The sequence below is a fragment of the Leclercia sp. S52 genome, assembly GCF_039727615.1.
In the GTDB taxonomy this organism is placed as follows: Bacteria; Pseudomonadota; Gammaproteobacteria; order Enterobacterales; family Enterobacteriaceae; genus Enterobacter; species Enterobacter adecarboxylatus_B.
In genome coordinates, this window is sequence record NZ_CP152474.1 from 2,258,021 (window position 1) to 2,279,761 (window position 21,741).

The 21,741-nt window shown below is 58.5% G+C and carries 20 protein-coding genes and 3 pseudogenes; 9 read left to right on the top strand and 14 right to left on the bottom strand.

Annotated elements, in window-relative coordinates:
• Window positions 1-38 precede the first annotated feature (38 nt).
• Window positions 39-1,232 carry an efflux MFS transporter YdeE gene (ydeE, locus tag AAHB66_RS10875; protein WP_347116237.1) on the bottom strand — a complete coding sequence of 398 codons (1,194 nt, stop codon included), beginning with the start codon at window positions 1,230-1,232 and terminating at the stop codon, window positions 39-41.
• A 193-nt stretch (window positions 1,233-1,425) separates the two neighbouring features.
• Here ydeE and eamA point away from each other — a divergent pair.
• Window positions 1,426-2,326: pseudogene (gene eamA, locus AAHB66_RS10880) on the top strand (O-acetylserine/cysteine exporter).
• A 31-nt stretch (window positions 2,327-2,357) separates the two neighbouring features.
• Here the strand turns inward: eamA and marB are convergent.
• Genes marB through marR form a run of 3 tightly spaced genes read right to left on the bottom strand, consistent with a single transcriptional unit; the run spans window position 2,358 to window position 3,440 of the window.
• Entirely contained in the window at window positions 2,358-2,573 is a 216-nt protein-coding gene (gene marB / locus AAHB66_RS10885) for a multiple antibiotic resistance protein MarB (protein ID WP_347116239.1), read from the bottom strand.
• Window positions 2,574-2,603: 30 nt separating this feature from the next.
• Complete coding sequence (marA, locus tag AAHB66_RS10890) at window positions 2,604-2,987, bottom strand: MDR efflux pump AcrAB transcriptional activator MarA (protein WP_072250842.1); 384 nt, start codon at window positions 2,985-2,987, stop codon at window positions 2,604-2,606.
• Between the two features lie 18 nt (window positions 2,988-3,005).
• Window positions 3,006-3,440 (bottom strand): multiple antibiotic resistance transcriptional regulator MarR, encoded by a 435-nt coding sequence (gene marR / locus AAHB66_RS10895; RefSeq protein ID WP_106993851.1) that lies wholly within the window; start codon window positions 3,438-3,440, stop codon window positions 3,006-3,008.
• Between the two features lie 257 nt (window positions 3,441-3,697).
• Here marR and AAHB66_RS10900 point away from each other — a divergent pair, with 257 nt between their 5' ends.
• Window positions 3,698-4,363 (top strand): MarC family NAAT transporter, encoded by a 666-nt coding sequence (locus AAHB66_RS10900; RefSeq protein WP_347116241.1) that lies wholly within the window; start codon window positions 3,698-3,700, stop codon window positions 4,361-4,363.
• 38 nt (window positions 4,364-4,401) lie between these two features.
• On the opposite strand, the gene AAHB66_RS10905 is transcribed toward AAHB66_RS10900, so the two are convergent.
• Window positions 4,402-5,598, bottom strand: coding sequence for a sugar transporter (locus AAHB66_RS10905; RefSeq protein ID WP_347116243.1), 1,197 nt, complete (start codon window positions 5,596-5,598; stop codon window positions 4,402-4,404).
• Window positions 5,599-5,773: 175 nt separating this feature from the next.
• On the opposite strand from AAHB66_RS10905, the gene AAHB66_RS10910 reads away from it, so the two are divergent.
• Together AAHB66_RS10910 and AAHB66_RS10915 are read left to right on the top strand one after the other, a co-directional pair.
• Complete coding sequence (locus tag AAHB66_RS10910; protein WP_347116244.1) at window positions 5,774-6,562, top strand: PhzF family phenazine biosynthesis protein; 789 nt, start codon at window positions 5,774-5,776, stop codon at window positions 6,560-6,562.
• A gap of 17 nt (window positions 6,563-6,579) precedes the next feature.
• Window positions 6,580-7,374, top strand: coding sequence for a PhzF family phenazine biosynthesis protein (locus AAHB66_RS10915; RefSeq protein ID WP_347116245.1), 795 nt, complete (start codon window positions 6,580-6,582; stop codon window positions 7,372-7,374).
• A gap of 152 nt (window positions 7,375-7,526) precedes the next feature.
• On the opposite strand, the gene AAHB66_RS10920 is transcribed toward AAHB66_RS10915, so the two are convergent.
• The 6 genes from AAHB66_RS10920 to AAHB66_RS10945 all read right to left on the bottom strand — a co-directional run bounded on the left by AAHB66_RS10920 (window position 7,527) and on the right by AAHB66_RS10945 (window position 13,381).
• Window positions 7,527-8,204 carry an SDR family oxidoreductase gene (locus AAHB66_RS10920; protein ID WP_347116246.1) on the bottom strand — a complete coding sequence of 226 codons (678 nt, stop codon included), beginning with the start codon at window positions 8,202-8,204 and terminating at the stop codon, window positions 7,527-7,529.
• A gap of 1 nt (window position 8,205) precedes the next feature.
• A complete protein-coding gene (locus AAHB66_RS10925; RefSeq protein ID WP_347116247.1) occupies window positions 8,206-8,676 on the bottom strand; it encodes a YhcH/YjgK/YiaL family protein in 471 nt (156 codons plus the stop codon).
• Window positions 8,673-9,842 carry an exo-alpha-sialidase gene (locus tag AAHB66_RS10930; RefSeq protein ID WP_347116248.1) on the bottom strand — a complete coding sequence of 390 codons (1,170 nt, stop codon included), beginning with the start codon at window positions 9,840-9,842 and terminating at the stop codon, window positions 8,673-8,675. The genes AAHB66_RS10925 and AAHB66_RS10930 overlap by 4 nt, the downstream gene beginning before the upstream one ends.
• Before the next feature lies 1 nt (window position 9,843).
• Window positions 9,844-11,256 (bottom strand): sodium:solute symporter family protein, encoded by a 1,413-nt coding sequence (locus AAHB66_RS10935; protein ID WP_347116250.1) that lies wholly within the window; start codon window positions 11,254-11,256, stop codon window positions 9,844-9,846.
• 77 nt (window positions 11,257-11,333) lie between these two features.
• A complete protein-coding gene (locus AAHB66_RS10940; protein ID WP_347116251.1) occupies window positions 11,334-12,218 on the bottom strand; it encodes a dihydrodipicolinate synthase family protein in 885 nt (294 codons plus the stop codon).
• A 17-nt stretch (window positions 12,219-12,235) separates the two neighbouring features.
• On the bottom strand, window positions 12,236-13,381 hold the full coding sequence (locus tag AAHB66_RS10945) for an iron-containing alcohol dehydrogenase (protein ID WP_347116252.1): 1,146 nt from the start codon (window positions 13,379-13,381) through the stop codon (window positions 12,236-12,238).
• Window positions 13,382-13,556: 175 nt separating this feature from the next.
• Here AAHB66_RS10945 and AAHB66_RS10950 point away from each other — a divergent pair.
• From AAHB66_RS10950 to AAHB66_RS10960, 3 genes and pseudogenes are all read left to right on the top strand, one after another.
• Window positions 13,557-14,772 (top strand): annotated as a pseudogene (locus tag AAHB66_RS10950) (four-carbon acid sugar kinase family protein).
• Window positions 14,765-15,751: a D-threonate 4-phosphate dehydrogenase gene (locus AAHB66_RS10955; protein ID WP_347116253.1), complete on the top strand. Its 987-nt coding sequence runs from the start codon at window positions 14,765-14,767 to the stop codon at window positions 15,749-15,751. The pseudogene AAHB66_RS10950 and the gene AAHB66_RS10955 overlap by 8 nt, the downstream one beginning before the upstream one ends.
• A 1-nt stretch (window position 15,752) precedes the next feature.
• A complete protein-coding gene (locus AAHB66_RS10960) occupies window positions 15,753-16,514 on the top strand; it encodes a DeoR/GlpR family DNA-binding transcription regulator (RefSeq protein WP_347116254.1) in 762 nt (253 codons plus the stop codon).
• Between the two features lie 4 nt (window positions 16,515-16,518).
• On the opposite strand, the gene AAHB66_RS10965 is transcribed toward AAHB66_RS10960, so the two are convergent.
• Entirely contained in the window at window positions 16,519-17,463 is a 945-nt protein-coding gene (locus AAHB66_RS10965; protein WP_347116256.1) for an L-lactate dehydrogenase, read from the bottom strand.
• A gap of 151 nt (window positions 17,464-17,614) precedes the next feature.
• Between AAHB66_RS10965 and AAHB66_RS10970 the strand changes: the two genes are divergently transcribed.
• A complete protein-coding gene (locus AAHB66_RS10970; protein ID WP_347116257.1) occupies window positions 17,615-18,097 on the top strand; it encodes a GNAT family N-acetyltransferase in 483 nt (160 codons plus the stop codon).
• Here AAHB66_RS10970 and AAHB66_RS10975 read toward each other — a convergent pair.
• A pseudogene (locus AAHB66_RS10975) lies at window positions 18,051-18,930 on the bottom strand (LysR substrate-binding domain-containing protein). The gene AAHB66_RS10970 and the pseudogene AAHB66_RS10975 sit on opposite strands and share 47 nt — an antisense overlap.
• A 99-nt stretch (window positions 18,931-19,029) precedes the next feature.
• On the opposite strand from AAHB66_RS10975, the gene sad reads away from it, so the two are divergent.
• Window positions 19,030-20,412 (top strand): succinate-semialdehyde dehydrogenase, encoded by a 1,383-nt coding sequence (gene sad, locus AAHB66_RS10980; RefSeq protein ID WP_347116258.1) that lies wholly within the window; start codon window positions 19,030-19,032, stop codon window positions 20,410-20,412.
• Between the two features lie 73 nt (window positions 20,413-20,485).
• Here sad and AAHB66_RS10985 read toward each other — a convergent pair whose 3' ends face one another.
• On the bottom strand, window positions 20,486-21,367 hold the full coding sequence (locus AAHB66_RS10985; RefSeq protein WP_347116259.1) for a BRCT domain-containing protein: 882 nt from the start codon (window positions 21,365-21,367) through the stop codon (window positions 20,486-20,488).
• Between the last annotated feature and the right edge of the window lie 374 nt (window positions 21,368-21,741).

Here is a 21,741-nt window from a genome sequence, read left to right on the forward strand (position 1 = left end):
GGTAGGCCCGGCAAGCGAAGCGCCGCCGGGCACTGCTATCAGGCTACACGAGGCATATCAACCCACGCCTTCACCCGCATTCCACGTAAAATCATCATCCACGCCAGCACAATGGCGACCATCATAATCACAAACAGCGACCAGTGCGGGAGATGGGTCAGGATAAGACCTGTAATCATCGGGTTAAAGGCCGCGCCCAGCCAGCCGAGCGCCTGGGCAGAGAAGTAGCTCGCTTTCATCCCCGGCGGGGCGATGTTGTCGATCAACATGTATTCCCCTGGCGCATAGATAATCTCACCCACGGTAAAGACCGCCGCAGCGAGTCCCCAGTAGATCAGATTCTCCCCGGAGACCATAAACCCGGCCAGACCGAGAACAAAAAACAGGGTGCCGAGGGTCATCAGCGGGCGGATGTTACGCGCCGACAGCTTGCGGCCAATGATGTACTGCAGGGAAACCACCATCGCGGCGTTGACAGGCAGCACCACGGCCACCACGTTCTGCGCGAAATCGCTGTCGTAATCTGCCGCCAGCACGTACTGGGAGATACAGCTGGCGAAGGAGCCGCCCACGTAGGAGGCCAGCAGCCCGGAGAGGGTATACCAGAACAGCGCCCGGTCGCGCAGCAGCACCGACGGCTGCCACGGAACCGGCACATGTTCACTATCGGCCGCCACGCCTTTCTGTACATAGCGTTGGATCAGCACCAGCGGCAGCGCGGCGCAGAAGGCCGCCACCCAGAACGGCAGCTGCAGGCTGTACATCATCAGCAGGGTGCTTAACGGTGGCCCGATGGTCCAGCCAATGTTGAGAAAGCTGTAGTTAAGGGAGAAGACCCGCGCCTTTTCCGCCGGGTTGAGCACGTCGGAAAACCAGGCTTTCAGCACCGTGGAGAAGATCGAATAGGCGCAGTTGATCAGCGAGAAGGCCAGCACCACCAGTACGACGTTGTCCACCAGCGGGATCGCCAGGAAGCCCAGCGCCACCGCCGTAATGGCGATCAGCATGTAGCGGTTTTTATCAAATTTATCGGCCAGAATGCCAAACCCCAGGCTGAACACCACTCCGATAGTCAGCGCCACCGTCAGGGCATAACCAATATTCTCCACGCTCATGTTATAGACGCGGGTGAGATAGATGGTCATAAACGGCAAGGTCGCGCCGCGCCCAATGGTGAGTAACAACGACGACGCCAGCAGCGCTGCGGTTGAGCGCCTGAGTGATGGTTTCATTTTCCTGCCCGACAATTGCGTGTGAAGTTTTTGTTATGTCTTATCAGGATTATCACGGCATAAGAGGCTTGTATACCACCAAATTTATCCCTAAGTGCTTCGCCTGACTGCCAGAATTAATGATCTGTTCCCGGAAGGATTTTTTCGTTACTTTGATAAGTGTTTACAAAAATTTAATAAACAGGGGCAGGGTATGACGCGTAAAGACGGGCTGCTGGCATTGCTGGTGGTGGTAGTTTGGGGGCTGAATTTTGTGGTGATCAAAGTCGGGTTGCACAACATGCCTCCGCTGATGCTGGCCGGTTTACGCTTTTTGCTGGTAGCCTTCCCGGCGCTGTTTTTTGTCGCCCGTCCGAAGATCCCGTTTCGTCTGCTGCTGGGCTACGGCCTGACCATCAGCTTTGGTCAGTTTGCCTTTCTGTTTTGCGCCATTAACTTCGGCATGCCTGCCGGGCTGGCCTCGCTGGTGCTGCAGGCCCAGGCGTTCTTTACCATCATTCTCGGGGCGCTGGTGTTTGGCGAGCGGCTGCAGGGCAAGCAGCTGGCGGGGATCGCCCTGGCGGTAGTCGGCGTGCTGGTGCTGGCAGAGGCCAGCCTCAACGGGCAGCACGTCGCGCTGCTGGGCTTTTTTACTGACTCTGGCGGCGGCGTTCTGCTGGGCCAGCGGCAATATCTTCAACAAAAAGATCATGCAGCTTGAGACCCGTCCGGCGGTAATGTCGCTGGTAGTGTGGAGCGCCCTGATCCCGATTCTGCCCTTTATGGCGGCGTCTTATCTGCTGGATGGCCCGACGGTGATGCTTCACAGCCTCGTCACCCTCGACCTGACCACGATTTTGTCGCTGATCTACCTGGCCTTTGTCGCCACTATAGTGGGCTACGGCATCTGGGGCGCGCTGCTCGGTCGCTACGAAACCTGGCGGGTGGCGCCACTGTCGCTGTTAGTACCGGTAGTGGGGATCGCCAGTGCGGCACTGCTGCTGGATGAAAAACTCGGGGCGTTGCAGCTGGTGGGGGCGCTGCTGGTGATGGCCGGTCTCTACATCAACGTCTTCGGCCTGCGTCTGCGGCGGACGACGCGGGTCAGAGGCTAAAAAAAGCCCCGCACGGGCGGGGCAAAACGCGTTAAGAGCGCTGATTATAATACGGCACGCCTAACTCGTCGGATTTGTCGCTGCCTGCGCCCATATGATTAAAATCGTAAGGCGACTGGCCGTTGGCCGTTGGCAGAATCATGGTGTCGCGGCTGTTTTGCGGCGTGACACCAGGAGTTTGCTCCGCAAAACTCTGGCCAGAGACCAGCACCAGGGCGGTGAGAACAGCGGAAGCGAACAGTTTCATAATTTCCTCGATACGTCTTAATACAGGCGATTAGCAGTTACAGTGATTGATCGGAAGCAGATACCGGGATTCCCCGCGCATATTGGTGATGCGATATTTATGCGGCGGAACGTCGAAGTAATTTTTGAACGTGCGGGTCAGCGTTTGTTGTGATTCGAACCCGTAACGCTCAGCCAGATACAGGATCGGCTCGTTACTTTCCTTCAGCTTCTGTGCGATTTCCGTTAATTTACGGCTGCGGATGTACTGGCCTAATGAGTGGCCGGTCTCTTTTTTAAACATCCGTTGCAGGTGCCATTTTGAGTAACCTGAACGCTCAGACACTTTCTCAAGCGAGAGCGGTGACTCCAGGTTATCTTCGATCCAGCCCAAAATGCTATGAATAGTGATGGCGTCAGTATTGCGTCTGGACATCGTCATACCTCTTTCTGTTTACGGCAGGATTTTCTTAAGCAAGTGCTCAAGGGTTGCCACTTCATCCGCCGTTAAGTTTTTTGTTAGTTCCTGGTGCAGTTTTTGTCCTACTAATTGATGACATTGTTCACACATCGCCGCGCCGTCGCTGGTCAGTTGCACCAGCACGCCGCGTTTGTCATTCGGGTTGGGGCGGCGTTCAATCCACCCCTTGCAGACCAGACGATCCATCATGCGCGTCAGCGCGCCGAGATCGACAGATAAGATCTTCTTCAGCTCAACCGGGGTAATACACACTTCGCAGCGCACAGAACAGAGCACTTTAAACTGGGTTGCGGTGATATCCAGCGGTGACAGATAGTCATTGAGCAGGCGGTCTTTCTTCTGGTTAACCATATAGATAAGCCGACCCAGCGGAATAATTTCGTTGAAGAGGTCACTGGTGCTTTTCACAATGGTTGCCCTGGCAAGTAGTTTAATCACGGCAGATATTATTGCTCAGGCAACTATAAGTCAACTGAATGCATTTGCTTATGACACGATTTGCTAAAGCGATTCAGATCACCTTTTTGCCCGCCTGGCGGATCGTCATATCATCGGGATAAATTAATTTCGGAGCGAAAATATTACTTACGATGTGCGCATGGCTGAAACAGGGGTTTTCGCCGTATACTTGCCTGGTTAAATTTTGATAAGGACAACTCTGTAAAATGGTTGATTTATTTAAAGCTATTGGCCTTGGGCTGGTGGTGCTGCTGCCGCTGGCTAACCCGTTAACCACCGTTGCGCTGTTCCTCGGCCTCGCGGGCGATATGAACCGCGAACAGCGTAATCACCAGTCGCTGATGGCCTCCGTTTACGTCTTCGCCATCATGATGGTGGCGTACTACGCCGGGCAGCTGGTGATGAACACCTTCGGGATCTCAATTCCCGGTCTGCGCATCGCGGGCGGGCTGATTGTGGCTTTTATCGGTTTCAGGATGCTGTTCCCGCCGCAGAAAGTGACGGATACCTCTGACGCGCAGGAGGCGATGGAAGATAAACAGGGCAAACCCGCCCCGAACATCGCCTTTGTGCCGCTGGCGATGCCCAGCACCGCGGGCCCGGGGACCATAGCGATGATCATCAGCTCCGCATCGACGGTGCGCAGTGGTTCTGACTTCCCGGACTGGGTGATCATGATTGCCCCGACGCTGATTTTCGCCATTATCGGGGTGATCCTGTGGGGCTGTCTGCGTAGCTCGGGCGCGATTATGCGCTGGGTGGGTAAGGACGGTATCGAAGCCATCTCCCGTCTGATGGGCTTCCTGCTGGTCTGTATGGGCGTGCAGTTTATTATCAACGGCGTGCTGGAAATTATTAAAAACTACCCGTAAATCCGGACCGGGTGGCGTTCTGCCACCCGGTCACCTCATTAGCCGTGATGCGGCTGCTCTTCCAGGGCGACGGGCCATTTACGGAAGATCAGTACCGACCAGATTAACGCTGCCAGCGCCGGGATGGCTCCCAGATAGCCGATCGATGCCATCGAAAGATGCAGGATCACCTGATTACCCACCAGCGCACCCGCACCAATCCCCAGATTGAAAATCCCTGAGAACAGCGCCATCGCCACGTCCGTGGCATCCGGGGCCAGCGCCAGCACTTTCACCTGCATCCCGAGACCGATAATCATGATCGCCACGCCCCAGACGACGCTCAGCAGCGCGAGATTTGTCTCACTCCCCGAGGCGGGCAGCAGCAGGAGCAGGCACGCCAACAGCAGGCCGATAGCGCTGCTGACCAGCGTAGAGGCGTGACGGTTGCCCAGTTTGCCAAACAGCAGGCTGCCGATAATGCCCGCGCCGCCCAGCAGCAACAGCAGTACCGTGGCAAAGCTGGCGCTGAACCCGGCGATGGTCTGCACAAACGGCTCGATGTAGCTGTAGGCAGTGTAGTGGGCCGTAACCACCACCACCGTCAGCAGATAGAGGCTCATCAGCGCCGGACGACGCATCAGCAGCGGCAGGCTTTTCAGCGAGCCGGAGTGTTCGCTCGGCAGTTTCGGTAGCAGCTTGATCAGGCACAGCAGGGTGAACAGTGCCCCGAGTCCGATAACGAAGAAGGTGGTACGCCAGCCGAACATCTGCCCGATGATGCGCCCGAGCGGCAGGCCCAGCACCATCGCCAGCGCGGTGCCGGTGGCGAGCAGGCTCAGCGCCTGGGCGCGTTTCCCGGCCGGGGCCAGGCGGATCGCCAGCGAGGCGGTAATCGACCAGAAAATGGCGTGCGCAAAGGCAATGCCGATTCGGCTAATCACCAGCACCGTGAAGTTCCAGGCCAGGAACGACAACACATGGCTGGCAATAAACAGCGCGAACAGGCCGATCAGCAGCTTGCGCCGCTCCATCTGGCTGGTGAGCAGCATAAAGGGTAACGACATCATCGCCACCACCCAGGCGTAGATGGTCAGCATGATCCCCACCTGCGCGGTCTCCATGCCGAAGCTGCTGGCGATATCCGAGAGCAGGCCGACGGGAACAAATTCGGTGGTGTTAAAGATAAAGGCGGCCACGGCGAGCGTGACCACCCGTAGCCACGCCACCCTGCGGGAAACGGTGTTGGTTGTCATAGGGATGTCCGGGAGTCGTTACGTCAATGAGGTGGGACGATCTTAAAACCTTCCCTGGTGGAAATACAATCGTTTTGTGATCTGGATCTCACTCCGTCCTAAAACTAATAGCTGGTGAAACGGGTTATTTTCCATAAATATAGGATGCAACATAACGTTAACAGTGGGTCGGGCGATGCAGGAAATTGAGTTTTATCTGGTCGATGCGTTTAGTGACGGCTCGTTTGGCGGCAACCCGGCGGCGGTGTGTCCTTTGCCGGAATGGCTGCCGGACGAGACGCTGCTCAGTATGACGCGGGAGCATAACCAGTCGGAGACCGCCTTCTTCGTGCGCCACCGGGACGGTATCGAGCTGCGCTGGTTCACCACCAATGGCGAAGTTAACCTCTGCGGTCACGCCACCCTGGCGACCGCCTGGGTTTTGTTTAACGAGCTGGCGTACCCCGATGCCCGTATCCATTTTGACACCGCCTCCGGCAGGCTCACCGTCAGCCGTGACGGGGACTGGCTGACGCTTGATTTCCCCGCCTGTCCGAGCGAGCCGCAGACCCCGCCGGCAGAGATGCTTGCCGCGCTTGGGATCCAGGGCTACGTCGAGGCCCGCAAGGGGCGCGCCTGGGTGCTGGTGCTGGAAAACCGTCAGCAGGTTGAAGCGGTCACGCCGGATATTCACGCCATGACGCCCGGGGAGCATAAAGTGTCGATCACCGCCCGCGGCGAGGGCGAATACGATTTTGTCAGCCGCTTTTTCTCGCCGGGAGCGGCGCTGTGGGAAGATCCGGTTACCGGCTCGGCGCATACCATGCTGATCCCGTACTGGAGCGAAAAGCTGAATAAAACGTCGCTCTTCGCCCGGCAGGTCTCTGCCCGTGGCGGCGACGTGCGTTGTGAACTGAAGGGCGACCGGGTATTAATGAGCGGCAGGGCATCGCTGTATCTGAAAGGTCATCTGTTTTTACGCTAACGATAAGGGTTAACCCAATGAAAGAAATTGCATTTTATCTGGTCGATGCGTTTAGCGACCGCGCGTTTGGTGGGAATCCTGCAGCCGTTTGCCCGCTCGAGGAGTGGCTCCCGGACGACGTACTGTTAAAGATGGCCCAGCAGCATAACCAGTCGGAAACCGCGTTTTTCGTGCGCACCGACGCGGGCTTTGAGCTGCGCTGGTTTACGACGCAGTACGAAATTAACCTCTGTGGACACGCCACGCTCGCCAGCGCCCACGTGATTTTTGAGTATTTCGACTATCCGCACACCGAGATTGTTTTCTCCACCCGCTTCGTCGGCGACCTGAAAGTCACCCGCAGCGGCGACTGGCTGACGCTTAACTTCCCGGCGTGGAGCAGCGAGGTGGTAGACAATCCGCCGGACCTGCTGTTCAGCACCCTCGGCATCACCGGGGCGAAGGAGGTGCGGGCAGGGCGCGACTACATGGTGGTGCTGGAAAACCAGCAGCAGGTCGAGGCGCTAACCCCGGATATCGACGGCATGATGCCGCTGGATAAGATGGTTTGTGTGACCGCTCCGGGCGATGAGTATGATTTTGTCAGCCGCTTCTTCTGCCCGGGCGAGTCGGTGGCGGAAGACCCGGTCACCGGCTCCGCCCACAGCATGCTGATCCCCTACTGGAGCGAGAAGCTGGGTAAAACCACGCTGCAGGCGCGGCAGGTCTCGCCCCGCGGCGGCGATCTGCGCTGCGAGCTGAAAGGCGACCGGGTATTGATTGGCGGTCAGGCTGCGCTCTACCTGAAAGGCACCGTGTTCCTCAGGAGCTAAAACCGCCCGGCGGCGCTGCGCTTGCACGGGCCTACGAAACGCCCCGAAATGTAGGCCGGGTAAGGCGCAGCCGCCACCCGGCAAACAGGCACACCCCACCGTCCGTAGGCCGGGTAAGGCGTAGCCGCCACCCGGCAAACAGGCCGCACACATCACCCCAACGACGCCCCGCCGCACAACACCAGCTCTTGCCCGGTGATGGGCGCGGCCTCGGCGCTCAGCAGGTAGTTCACCATCGCCGCCACCTCCTCCGGGGCGATCAGCCTCCCCATTGGCGGCACCTTGGGCGGTGACGTCTCCCGTCCGGGCGCACTCAACATCGGCGTCTGCGTCGCCCCGGGCGCGACCACGTTAGCGGTGATCCCCCGTGGGGCCAGCTCCGCCGCCCAGCTGCGCATCATCCCCACCAGCGCCGCTTTGGTGGCGACATACTGCGAACGCCCGGCGGCACCCCGCGAGGTGCGGCTGCCAATAGCCACCAGCCGTCCACCCGCTGTCATTCGCGGGGCGAAGTGGTTAAACAGGATCTCGGCGGCGTGAATATGCAGCCCCCACAGGCGACCGCTGACCACCGGATCCAGCTCGCCGAGCGGGGCGGCGGCCATCATCCCGGCGGCATGGACTATCGCCTGCGGTACCGGCAGAGTATCGAGCGCGGCTTTTAGCGTGACACTGTCACTTAAATCGACGCTCAGGCTTGTAAAATTCGGGTGTCCGCAGTCCACTCCGCGTCGGCTTAGGCCCGTCACCTGCCAGCCTTCCGCCAGCAGGCGGGTGATGATAGCTTCGCCGATGCCCGAGCTTGCACCGGTGACAATGGCATGGCGCATATCACGCCTCCAGCAGGGCGCGCGGCACCTTAAACACCGCCTTGCGCACGGTCATGGGCGCGTTCACCGCACACAGGGCCTGATGCGGCTCCTCGGGCAGAAACACAGCGAAATCCCCGGGCTTCAGGGTGATGCTCACCGGGTGTACCGCCCCGGCGGCGATCCAGAGATCAGGCTTACGCTCTTCGTCACCAGGCTGCGCAACAGATTGCATTCCGGCGCAGATCGTCTCTTCACCTGCCAGCACCACCTGAATATCGGCATAAAAATAGTGATATTCAGTATGACGCTCGGCCTGCGGCTGGGTCTGCGCCGGGCCGATATGGCAGAACCACGGGCAGCCTTGCGGCTGCCAGCGTCCGTCATCCCGGGCGGCCAGCGCCGCCAGGGTGCAGTCCGGGCGATCGAGGATCTGCCGCAGGACCGGAGGGAGCCCGGCCAGCGGCAGGGCGTTCAGATTTCCGATAATCACTGTTGCGCCTCCTTCACCCATTCCGGCGACACGCGCACGTATTTGATCGCCTGACGGAAGTAGGTATAGGCGATATGCAGCGACCCGTCGGCACCCTGTTTGATGCTCGGATAGGAGAACTCGCGGTTGAGTTTCTCCAGCGAGTTGTTGGTCATGCAGTAGCCGTCGCCCTCGTCGAGGTTGCGCTGCCAGGCCCAGCTTTTCCCGCCGTCGTTGGATATCGCCACCGTCATTGGCGCGCGCGGTGCGCCCCAGAAGGCGGCGCGGCCGTTGGTCACCTCCGGCTCTTTGCGGCCGTCGCCATCGTCGATCTCGTCATACAGCGAGGCGCGGCGCTCCAGCGCACCCGCCGCACTCATGTGGTTGAACACCAGCGCCAGCTCGCCGCTTGCTAGGGTGGTGACCTGAATCGACGAGTTGTTGTTCGGCAGCGCCGTCGGCTCCGGCACCGACCAGCTTTCGCCGTTGTCCAGCGACTGGCTGATATAGATATTGTCCGCCCAGCGGCTGCGATACAGCGCCACCAGATGACCGTTATTCAGTGCCGTGATGTTCATGTGCACGCAGCCCAGACTCTCCGGCACCTCGACGTCGCGCCAGCTTCTACCCCGATCTTCGGAGATTTTCACCGCACTGATATCATCATTACCCACCCATTTCTCACCCGGCTGGGTACGGCAGTAGAAGACCGGCAGCAGCCAGTTGCCGTTCTCCAGCACCACTATGGGCTGGCGAATAAAGGTGCCGGGCTTGTCCAGCAGGGTGGCAATCTCGCCCCAGCTTTTGCCTGAATCCGCAGACTGACGATAACGGACGATGGCGGTGTCCTGATTGCCGGAGAGCTGCGCGGTCCACAGCAGCCACAGCACGTTGTCCGGGGCGAGGAACAGCACCGGGTTCTGCTCCGAGCGGCTGGCATCATCCGACAGCTTCACCGCCTCGCTCCACTGGTTGCTGCCAGGGGTCAGGCGCGACCCCCACACTGAAATATCAGCGATCCCTTCCTGGGTACCGCCAAACCAGACGCACATCAGGGTGCCATCCGGCAGCGGCAGCAGGTTCGCGGCGTGGTTCTGCGGGCAGGAAGAGGGCAGCATTGCCGTTTCCACGCGGGCATCCTGCGGCTGCGGGCGAACAATCCCGTCACGGGTTACGGTTACAGACATATCAGACTCCATTATGTTGAACAGGGGCAGGCGCTTTGCGATCCGCTTTATTCGGGATCAGACGGTCGAGGACCATAATCACCGCCGGGGTGATCAGCGCGATATACATATTGTTAATGCCAAACGGGTCGCCCAGCAGATACCACACCGAGGTCACCACGCAGGCACCAATCAGGCCAGCGTTTGCCCCGCGGGTGCTCCTGAAGAACGGCGCATAGAAGGCAATCACCGCCACCACCGTAATCGACAGACGAATGGCGCGGGTGAAGAACGACAGCTTCAGCACTTCCGGCACCAGCAGGACGAAAATCAGCGGCAGGAAGCCAATCAGCAGCGACATCCAGCGGGTGGCTTTAAACTCCTGCTCCGGGGTAGGGTTGCGGTACGGCACGTAGAAATCTTTTACTACCAGCGAGGCGATAGCCAGCGCCACGGTACTGACGCTCACGAAAATTGAGGCAACAAGTGACGTTGTCACCAGGCCGGCCAGCCACGGGTTCATGTCCTGCAGGAAGATTGGCATGGCGTACAGGCTGTCGATCTCCGGGTGCAGATACTTCGCCGCCACGCCGATCACCGCAATCGCCAGGGCAATCGGCAGGCAGAAGAAGAAGGCCACCCAGGTGGAGCGTTTGGCGGACTTCACATCTTTGGTGGAGGAGATGGCCTGAATCACAAACTGGGTACAGAAGATGGAGCCGATGGTGCCAATCAGCCAGGCAAAGATGGTGCTGGCGCCGATTTTGCCATCCCAGGTCCAGTAGTACGACGGCATCTGCTCAATCATCGGCGTAAAGCCGCCGGTTTTAGAGAGCGCGAAGCCCATGATCACCAGAATACCGAAATACTTCAGGGCGCTGTGCAGCAGCGTTACCCAGGCCACCCCCTTCATACCGCCAAAGGCGAAGTAGAAGGTACTGACAATGGCGGTAATAAAGGCCGCGACCGGCAGGTTGACCTTCAGCACGGTGGAGATGGCCGCCGCGCCGGAGACGTAGTTGCCCACGTTCACCAGCAGCAGGGCGTAAATCATGATGATCGAGATGATGTTTTTGGTGCTGGTGCCGTACTTCTCGGCAATCGCCCCGGAGATGGTGATTTTGCCGGTGCTGTAGATGCGCTTCACCAGCAGCAGGCCAAACAGCGGGAAGCCAATGGCCGCGCCGATCACCGACCAGGAGGCGGCAAAACCATCCTCGAACGCCGCCTGGGCGGTACCGATGGTGGATTTCGCGCCGATGTATTCGGACATCAGCAGGATCCCGACAATAAACGCCGGCATTGCGCGGGAGCCCTCCATAAAATCGCCGGAGTTTTTACTGCGCAATCGGAACGTCAGCCAGGTGGTAAACAGGATGTAGACAATCACAATGCCTACGATGATCAGGGTATCTTCAGCGGTAAAATTGTTCATCTTTGCCTCTCTTCAGGGCGTAGGAACCCTGGGCGCCTGCGGCACCCGGTATTCTTATGGACGAAATCAAACGCCGGTTACTGCAGTGACTTCGTCACTATCTGGCGGATCTGTTCAGTCTGTTGCGCATCGAAAGCCACCGCGTAGCGGCTTTCACCCACCTCTTCGCCCATCACCTGCAGCGCTTTTTTCACCGCCGCCGGGGAGAAGGCCACTTTATACAAATCGATCCGCAGTTCAGTCACCCCTTCCTGCGCCTGACGCGAGCCGTCGATATCGCCCGCATGGAAACGTGTCCAGATGGTGTTGATCGCCTCCGGTGCGACGTTTGCCAGCCCGGAAATACAGGCGGAACAGCCCTCGACAAAGCCCTGATGGATCAGCGAGTCCGGGCCATTCAGCACGTCGAAATCCTCGATGCCCTGGGCAGCCTTCAGGAAACCGCTCAGGCTCTCATAGCTGCCCGCGCTGTCCTTAATGCCGATGATGTTCGGATGCGCAGCCAGCACCCGCGCGGTGTGCTGCTCAATAGTGTTGCCGGTGCGCGCCGGGATGTTGTAGAGAAAGACCGGCACCGTCAGGGCATCGGCGATGGCGGTGTAGTGGGTAATCAGCTCCGCCTGCGTCAGGGGGACAAACCACGGGGTGATTACCGATACCGCATCGACGCCAAGGCTTTCAACCTGCTTGCCGAGGCGGATGGTGGCGCGGGTGGAGATTTCGCCGATATGCGCCACCACCGGCGCACGGCCTGCAACCTCTTCCACGCAGGTGCGGGTGACGGCCACTTTTTCCTCTTCGGTCAGCACGAAAAACTCACCGTTGGTGCCGCCGCAGAAAATACCGTTCCCCGCCGCCAGCTGGCGCTGGATTTGGCGTTTCAGTCCCGGCAGATGCAGGGCACCATCCTCGGTAAAGGGGGTGACGATCGCCGTCAGCACGCCTTCAATCTTGTTACGCATTTCTCACTCCTTCGATGTTAAATTTCGGGGAACAGGGTCTGATAAATGCCCTGCACCTCGGCATGTCTGACCTGACGCGGGGCGTTGTTCATCAGGCGTTTTACGTTCAGGGCAGCATCGCTCAGGGAGGCGATGTCATCCCGCGGGACGCCCAGCGTTTCGAGGTTGTCCGGTAAGTTCAGGCGGCGCACCAGGGCGGCAAACCACGCCACCAGCGCATGAGATTTTTCCTCTACCGACAACGATGTATCCGCACCCGGCACCAGATCCCACACCTGAGCAAATTTTTCCACGGCATCCGGGCGCACCACGCGCATGCAGGGCGCTAACAGAATGGCGTTCGCCACTCCGTGCGGCAGGTGATATTTGCCGCCCAGCGGATAGGAAAGGGCATGCACCAGATGGGTGCCGGCATGGGCAATGGCCACGCCGCCGTAGTACGAGGCCCACAGCATCTCCAGCTTCGCCGCCAGATTGTGCGGCTCGGCGCAGGCGGTTTCGATATTGTTCAACAGCTTGCGCAGGCCAATCAGCGCCGCGTTGTCGCTCAGCGGATTTGCCACGGTGGCGGTAAAGCACTCAATCAGGTGGCACAGGGCATCGATCCCGGTGGAGGAGGCAATGTGCGGCGGCATGCTGGTGGTGAGTTCCGGTAACAGCGCCACGTAATCCGGCAGCAGCACCGGGGAGATAATGCCGATTTTGGTGCTCTGCTCAGGAATGGCGAGGATCGCGTTCGGCGTGGCTTCGGAACCGGTACCGGCGCTGGCCGGGATCAATAAAGAGGCAAGACGAACGGTCGGTTTTTCACCCGCCAGCAGGGCGTCGAGCCCCGGAGAAGAGGGATGACACAGCACGGAGAGCAGCTTCGCCACATCCAGTACGCTGCCGCCGCCCACGCCCACCACCAGATCGAAAGCGGTGTCGTTGATCTCCGCCAGCAGGGCGCGCACGTCATGGTTGGTCGGTTCCGGCGGTACGCTCTCAATCACGCTGACGCGGCGGTTGTCGGCTTCCAGCAGGGTGCGGATGGCGCGGGCAGCGTCCAGACGGGCGATATTGCCGTCGGTGACCAGTAAAAGGCGCGTTTTGCCTGCCAGCAGGGGCGCGAGGGCCGGGATCGCACCCGCACCGCTGATAATTGTACTGTTAATGGTTAACACATTGCTCTCCTGTTGCTGTGTCTGTGATTGAGTTCGATCAAACCAGGCAATCACAGTCATCGTGTGTCTAAATTTATAATTTATTCGTAAACCGAATACCTTGATCTTGCTCACACATAATCAAACGTGATTGAATATAATCATTAACAGGAAATGCGAACCTTTGGGGATGTAAGTGAACAACCTGAACAGAGAAGTGGTGGCGATCGCCGATGACTTTACCGGCGCAAACGACGCGGGGGTCAGCCTGGCGTTAAGCGGCAAAAAAGTCAGCGTGGCGTTTCAGACTCCCTTTACCGGCGACACCGATGCGCTGGTTATTAATAGCGACAGTCGATCGCTTCGGGCATCAGAGGCCGCTGAAAAGCTGACGCGCTTTGCCGCCGAGATTGACGCCGCAAAATGGCTGGTGAAGAAAATCGACTCCACCCTGCGCGGCAATCCGGGGGGCAGAAGTGGAAGCGCTGCTGCGTCTGAGCGGTCAGCGTCAGGCCATCGTCGCCCCGGCCTTCCCGGCGGCGGGGCGCACTACGCAAAATGGCATCTGCCTGGTGAAGGGCGTGCCGGTCACCGGGACCGAATTTGCCAGCGACCCGAAAACCCCGGTGCGCCATGCGCATATTACGGCGGTGCTGGCAGAGCAAACTGCGCTTAACAGCGTGGTCGTTACCCCGGCGCAGCTGGCCGCGGCCCTGCAGGGTGATGCGCAACTGGTGATTGTCGATGCGCAGAGCGACGACGAGCTGGATCAAATCATCAGTGCGGCATTTGCCTGCGACCCACGCCCGCTGCTGGTGGGCTCCGCCGGGCTGTGCGATGCCCTGGCGCGCCGGCTGGCGACCCCACGGCAGCTGCTGGCGGTTATCGGTTCGATGAGTGAAATTGCTCAGCAGCAGATCCAGCGGGTGCGCACGCAACATAACGTCAGCACGGTACTGATAGATATCAATGATGTGTTCAGCGACGCGATGGCGGGCTATCAGGAGCAGATCGTGGCTGAGCTGGCGGCAGGCCAGCACTGCGTCGTGCATACCTGCGCCGATACTCAGGCCCGGCATCAGATCGACGCCCTGTGCCAGCAGCGCGGATTAAGCCGCGCCGCGCTGGGTGAGACCATCAGCGCGTTTCTCGGGGAATTGACGCGCAGGGTGCTGGAGAGCCATAGCCCGGCGGCGCTGTACGTTTCAGGCGGCGACGTGGCGATGGCGGTCGCCAGCGCACTCGACGCGCAAGGTTTTGCCATACGCGGACAAGTGGCGCAGTGCGTGCCGTTTGGTCGGTTTTTGGGTTGTCGCTGGCAGGGGCCAGTCATGACCAAAGCGGGCGGTTTTGGTACTGAAACCACGCTGCTTGAGGTTTTGCATTTTATCGAGGAGAAGATGAGTGACTAATATCATTGCTGTAACCATGGGCGACCCGGCGGGCATCGGCCCGGAGATCATTATCAAATCCCTGACCGAAGGCGAGCTGTCCGGCGCGCCGCTGGTGGTAGTCGGCTGTGCCCGCACCCTGCAGCGGGTGCTGGAGAAAGGGATCACCGCCCCGGCGGAGTTACGCGTGATTAACCGCGTCAGCGAGGCGCAGTTCGGCCCGGCTATTATTAACGTGCTGGATGAGCCGCTGGCGGATCCCGAGGCGTTGCAACCCGGCGTGGTGCAGGCCCAGGCTGGCGATCTGGCCTACCGCTGCGTGCGTCGCGCCACCGAACTGGCGATGGCGGGCGAGGTGAAAGCCATTGCCACCGCGCCGCTCAACAAAGAGGCGCTGCATCTGGCGGGTCATCACTATCCGGGCCATACCGAACTGCTGGCGCACCTCACCGACAGCAAAGATTACGCCATGGTGCTCTATACCGACCAGCTGAAGGTGATCCATATCACCACTCATATCGCGTTGCGCAAATTCCTTGATACCCTCAACCAGAATCGGGTAAAAACCGTGATTGGCATTGCGGATACCTTCCTTAAGCGCGTGGGGTATAAGAACCCGCGTATTGCCGTGGCCGGGGTTAACCCGCACGCCGGGGAGAACGGTCTGTTTGGCGACGAAGAGATCAATATTGTCGGCCCGGCAGTGGAAGCGATGAAGGCCCAGGGGCTGAATGTGTCAGGGCCGTGCCCGCCGGATACGGTGTTTATGCAGTGCCATGAAGGGATGTATGACATGGTGGTGGCGATGTATCACGACCAGGGGCATATCCCACTGAAGCTGCTCGGTTTTTACGACGGGGTGAACATCACCGCCGGGCTGCCGTTTATCCGGACTTCTGCTGACCATGGCACCGCGTTCGACATTGCGTGGACAGGTAAAGCGAAGTCTGAGAGCATGACGGTTTCTATCCAGTTAGCGATGCAAATCACACGGGAATAATATGAAGGGATATAGCCGGTTAGAACAGATAATGGACTACCTGAAAGGGCACAATCTGGTGACGGTGGATCAGCTGGTAGCGGCCACGGATGCCTCGCCTGCGACCATTCGCCGGGATCTGATTAAGCTCGATCAGGAGGGGGTTATCAGCCGCACCCACGGCGGCGTGACCCTGAACCGGTTTATTCCTTCGCAGCCCACCACCAGCGAAAAGATGCAGCGCAGTCTGGCGGAGAAACACGCCATCGCCTGCGCGGCCGCCAGCTTCGTAAAAGCCGGTGACGCGGTGGTGCTCGACGCGGGCACCACCATGATTGAACTCGCGCGCCAGCTGACCCATCTGCCGTTGCGCATCATCACCAGCGATCTGCATATCGCCCTGTTTCTCTCGGAGTTTAAGCAGATTGAGGTGACGATTATCGGCGGGCGTATCGATGACTCCAGCCAGTCCTGTATTGGCGAGCACGGCCGCCGCCTGCTGCAGAACGTCTGGCCGGATATCGCCTTTGTCAGCTGTAACGGCTGGGATCTGGAGCGCGGCATTACCTCGCCGACGGAAGAGAAAGCGGCGCTCAAACGGGATCTGATCGCCAACGCCCGACGCCGCGTACTGCTGGCCGACAGCTCGAAATACGGTGCCTGGTCGCTGTTTAACGTTACCCACCTCAACACCCTGACCGATATCGTTACCGACAAACGGCTGGACGAAGGGGTGCAACAGACCCTGAGCCAGCTGGATGCGACGCTGACTCTGGCGCCTTAAGTGCTCAGGGCAGGCGGGCGATATTGGCTTTGATCACCTCCGCCGAATGGCGGAATTTTTGCAATTCGTCATCCGCCAGTTTCAGCTCGATGATCTGCTGGACACCGCTCTGGGCCAGCACCGCCGGTACGCCGATCGCCACACCGTCCACCCCATACTCGCCGTCCAGAATGCAGGAGATCGCCAGCGCCCGGTGGCTGCCGGTAAAAATATTGCGGCAGATCTCAGCGATGGTGGCGGCGATGCCGTACTCCGTGCAGCCCTTCCGGGCGTAGATCTCAAAGCCCTGTTTGCGCACGCGCTCGGCCAGTTCATCAAAATCCAGCGTTTTACCGGTGTGGCGTTGATACACGTCGGCAATCGGCGAGCCGTAGACCGATGAATGGGACCAGACCGGGAACTGTGTATCCCCATGCTCGCCCAGGATAAAGGCGTCGATGCTCTGTGCGCCAATATCCAGCGCCTGCGCCAGAGTACGTCGCAACCGGGTGGTATCCAGCCAGACGCCGGTGCCGATCACCTGATGGCGCGGCAGGCCGGAGAGCTGCCACACCTGCCAGGTAATGATGTCGCACGGGTTAGTGGCGATCAGGAAAATGCCGTTAAATCCGCCCGCCATCATCTGCGGCACAATGCTTTTCACGATGCTGGCCGTGGCGTTCAGCTCATCCAGCCGCGTCTGCCCCGGTTTGAGGGCACCGCCGGAGACGGTGATCACTGCGATATCCACATCGGCACAGTCGCTGGCCGCGCGGGTGGAGATGGTCATCATGCCCGGCATATAGGCGGCGGCATCCGACAGATCCCAGGCGTGGCCTTCGCTGCGCGGCTGGTTGATATCCACCAGCAGCAGCTCCTCGCAGATATTCTGGTTCAGCAGGGCGTAAGCGGCGGAGGTACCGACGTTTCCGGCCCCGATAATCATCACTTTGCGGGCTTTGGTGTTCATTGTTTTTCCTGAGATTTTAACCGTGACTGGGCCCAAACTTACGCCCCAGGCGTTGGAGGCGCAATGGCTGGCGGCAGCTATAAGTTAAAAATATGCCTGTTCGCCCGGCACGCGGCGTTAAGGTGGAGAAAAACGATAAAAGGAGCCTGCCATGTATTCCATTACCTCAGAATCGCCCGCCCATCCGGCTATCACTAACCTGATTGCCGACCTCGACAGTTACCAGAGCACGCTCTATCCGGCGGAAAGCAACCATCTGCTGGATCTGACCGGGCTGCCCGATCACAGCCTGATCATGATGGTGATCCGCGATCGCCAGCTCAACGCCGTCGGCTGCGGGGCCATCGTGCTGAACGGCGACGGCAGCGGGGAGATGAAGCGGGTCTATATCGATCCGACCCATCGCGGGCAGCGGCTGGGTGAAAAACTGCTGGCGGCGCTGGAAGATGAAGCGTTGAGCCGCAGCTGTCATACGTTGCGCCTCGAGACCGGCATCAAGCAATTGCCGGCCATTCATCTGTATGAGCGCTGCGGGTATCAGCGGTGCGAAGCCTTTCCGCCGTATGCGCCCGATCCCCTGAGCCTGTTTATGGAGAAGGTGCTGGTGGCTGACCTTCGTTTAGCAGTGCTATAAAGGCTTCGAGCTGGCGGGTCATTGCCCCCCCGGCGCCACACCAGCCAGGTGGTGAGCCAGCGCCAGTTCTCTGCCAGCGGCCAGGCTTCTACCTGCTGATGGCCGGGCATGCTTTCCAGCATCGAGCGCGGCATCAGCGCAATCCCGGCCCCGGCGATCACGCAGGCCAGCATGCCGTGGTAAGACTCCATCTCATGAATGCGCCCCGGCGTGGCACGATCCGCATGAAACCAGCTTTCGAAATGGCGGCGATAGGAGCAGTTGGCGCGAAAAGCGTAGATATCGCGTCCGCTGATGGCCAGCGCCCGATCCACCTTCGGCTGCCCGGCCGGCACTACCAGCATCATCTCCTCCCGGTAGACCGGCATCCCCTCCAGCTCCGGGTGAGTTAAGGGCCCGTCGACAAAGGCTGCGCTTAACGTCCCCTCCAGCACGCCATCGATCATCGTACCCGAAGGGCCAGTTGCGAGTGCAAACTGAATGCGCGGATAGCGCTGGTTAAACTGCGCCAGCGAGGCCGGGATGCGCACCGCCGCCGTGCTCTCCAGCGACCCGAGGGTAAACAGCCCCTGGGGTTCATCGCCGGCCACCACCATCCGGGCTTCATCCACCAGAGCAAGGATCTGCCGGCTGTAGCGCAAAAAGTTGTGTCCCGCCGGGGAGAGGCGCAGCCGCTGGTTCTCGCGGATAAACAGCTCCACGCCGAGGTCGGCCTCCAGCTGTTTGATGCGGGTGGTGAGGTTGGAGGGCACGCGGTGCACCTTCTGCGCGGCCTGGGTGATGCTGCCGGTCTGGGCGACGGCGTTAAACATTTCCAGCTGGGTCAGATCCATGTCATTCTCGTATCGTGAATAAGGTGGTCACTATTATTCATTTTTAAGAAATAGCAGAGTACGCCACACTGTAGCAACTGTTATTACACGGAGCCGATCATGACTACACCTTCTGTCACCCACGCTTTATCCATTAACCCGGCAAACGGCGAAACCCTGGCCGTCTGGCCGTGGGCAACCGACATCGAGGTTGAACATGCTCTCGCCCGGACCGATGCTGCATTTCGCCAGTGGCGCAGCGTGCCGGTGGCGACGCGTGCGCAAAAACTACGTGACCTGGGCGCCGCGCTGCGCAACCGTGGCGAAGAGATGGCTCAGATGATTACTCGCGAGATGGGCAAGCCCATCGCCCAGGCGCGCGGAGAGGTGGCGAAATCCGCCGGTCTGTGCGACTGGTATGCCGACCACGGCCCGGCCATGCTCTCTACCGAGGCGACCCAGGTAGCGGACGCGGTGATCGAGTATCGTCCGCTGGGCCCGGTGCTGGCGGTGATGCCGTGGAACTTCCCCCTGTGGCAGGTGCTGCGCGGCGCGGTGCCGATTATCCTCGCGGGCAACAGCTATCTGCTGAAACATGCCCCGAACGTGCTGGGTGCCGCGAATCTGATTCAAGCGATCTTCAACGACGCCGGATTCCCGCAGGCTGTGTTTAGTCAGTTGAATGCCACCAACGACGGGGTAAGCCAGATGATTGCCGATCCGCGCATTGCGGCGGTGACCGTTACCGGCAGCCTGCGCGCCGGGGCGGCGATTGGTGCTCAGGCTGGAGCCGCGCTGAAAAAATGCGTGCTGGAGCTGGGGGGCTCGGATCCCTTTATCGTCCTGAATGACGCCGATCTGGATCTGGCGGTGAAAGCGGCGGTAACCGGACGCTATCAGAACACCGGACAGGTTTGTGCCGCGGCCAAACGCTTTATTGTCGAAGCGGGGATTGCCGACGAATTCAGCCGTCGGTTTGTCGAGGCTACCGCGGCCCTGAAAATGGGCGCGCCGGACGCAGAAGAGAACTATCTCGGCCCGATGGCGCGTTTCGATCTGCGCGACGAGCTGGATCGGCAGGTGCAGGCCACGCTGGCCGAAGGAGCGACGCTGCTGCTGGGCGGCGAGAAGGTGGCGGGGGAAGGGAACTATTATGCGCCGACCGTGTTGGGTAATGTGACCCCGAACATGACCGCGTTCCGTCAGGAGCTGTTTGGCCCGGTGGCGGCCATCACGGTGGCAACCGATGCCGACCATGCCCTGACCTTGGCTAACGACAGTGACTTCGGCCTCTCTGCGACGGTGTTTACCGCCGATACCGCCACGGCGGATCGCTTTGCTCGCCAGCTTGAGTGCGGCGGGGTGTTTATCAACGGCTACAGCGCCAGCGATGCACGCGTGGCCTTCGGCGGGGTGAAGAAAAGCGGCTTTGGCCGGGAGCTGTCGCACTTTGGCCTGCATGAGTTCTGCAATGTGCAGACGGTGTGGAAAGACCGGGTTTGATTTAGTTCGCGCCTCTATGGGCGCACATTAACCCTCAAGTCATCAGGAGCTTATGATGTGAGGGTTATAACAGCTAAACCATGAATCTTTGCCATTGCTCTTCACTGATAATTTTTAGTGGAATATTTTTGTTGTCTCTATACTCGACTGCCTTTTCTATCTTCCTTCCATGGCTCTGATACATCCAGTCTTTAGAACTTAATGTACCAACAATAAGATAATTGATTTTCATTGTAACACTGTTACATACTATTGCGCCTGCCGCTTCAATATCGGCTTTGCATTTACTTCTTTTGCCATACAGAAAGTCACCCGTGAGACATACAATTGAATCCGTCAAATCTAACGAATTAATAACATCTATAGGTAATCGGGTAGACATGCCATCCACTGTTCCTGTCGCTAAATCACACCCCGTATAAGCAATGAGTCCTTCTTTAAGTGATTCACGCTCTTCAGGAGTGATAACTCCATCTTTCAGCACTTGGGAAACAAGCTTGTACAGTTCTTTACCAGGGTAATTATTCTTTAACGTACCGTTACTGCTTAGCCACCAATTGAGATATCTAATTTCATCATCGACCAAATGATGATCCGCAAGCATTCCTTTGCACAGTCCTTCAAGAAGGTGGCGGTCTGCTTCCTCGGAATAGAGGTCCAGATCAGGGATATCAATCAGTTGCTTTTGGATTTTGAGAAGATCAGCTTTAAAAAATTTTAGTTCAGTATCCGTTACCACACCGCCCGAGAGAATATCCTTAGCCCTGTTACGTATTGCCCGCACACAATAATTGCGGCTTAGTAAGTCGGCTTCCATAAGCCATGTATCAAGATAAAGAATTTCTTTTTTATTAATATTTCCGTCACTTATAACACCATCAATTATACTTATAAGATTAGCCAACAGCTTATCTTTGTTGCGAACATAATTGAAATTGCTGTATCCAGGTTCCATACTTAGCCTCATTTAAATTCGATAAAATTACCGAGTAGATTACGAAGTTTTCCCCATCAGAACTCCAGCCTTTGTAACCATTGGAGACTGATGATAAACTCTTATTTATTGATGGGGTGAATGTTTTATCCATCATTAGGGTTATATCTACTTTGGATGTTATCTTCATATTTCTCTATAAAGAGAATGTATAATATCCCACTCGAACAGTATGGAAAAGCACTACTGAAATCACAGCGTCCTAAGCGGTAGTGTAAATATATATTTTACTATCTGTAATATTTCAAATAGTCGACCTGGTTAAGTTAAAGCTTTGCAATCTTATGGATAACCCTGTAAAGCGCACATTTCGTAGCTCAATAATCATTACCCAG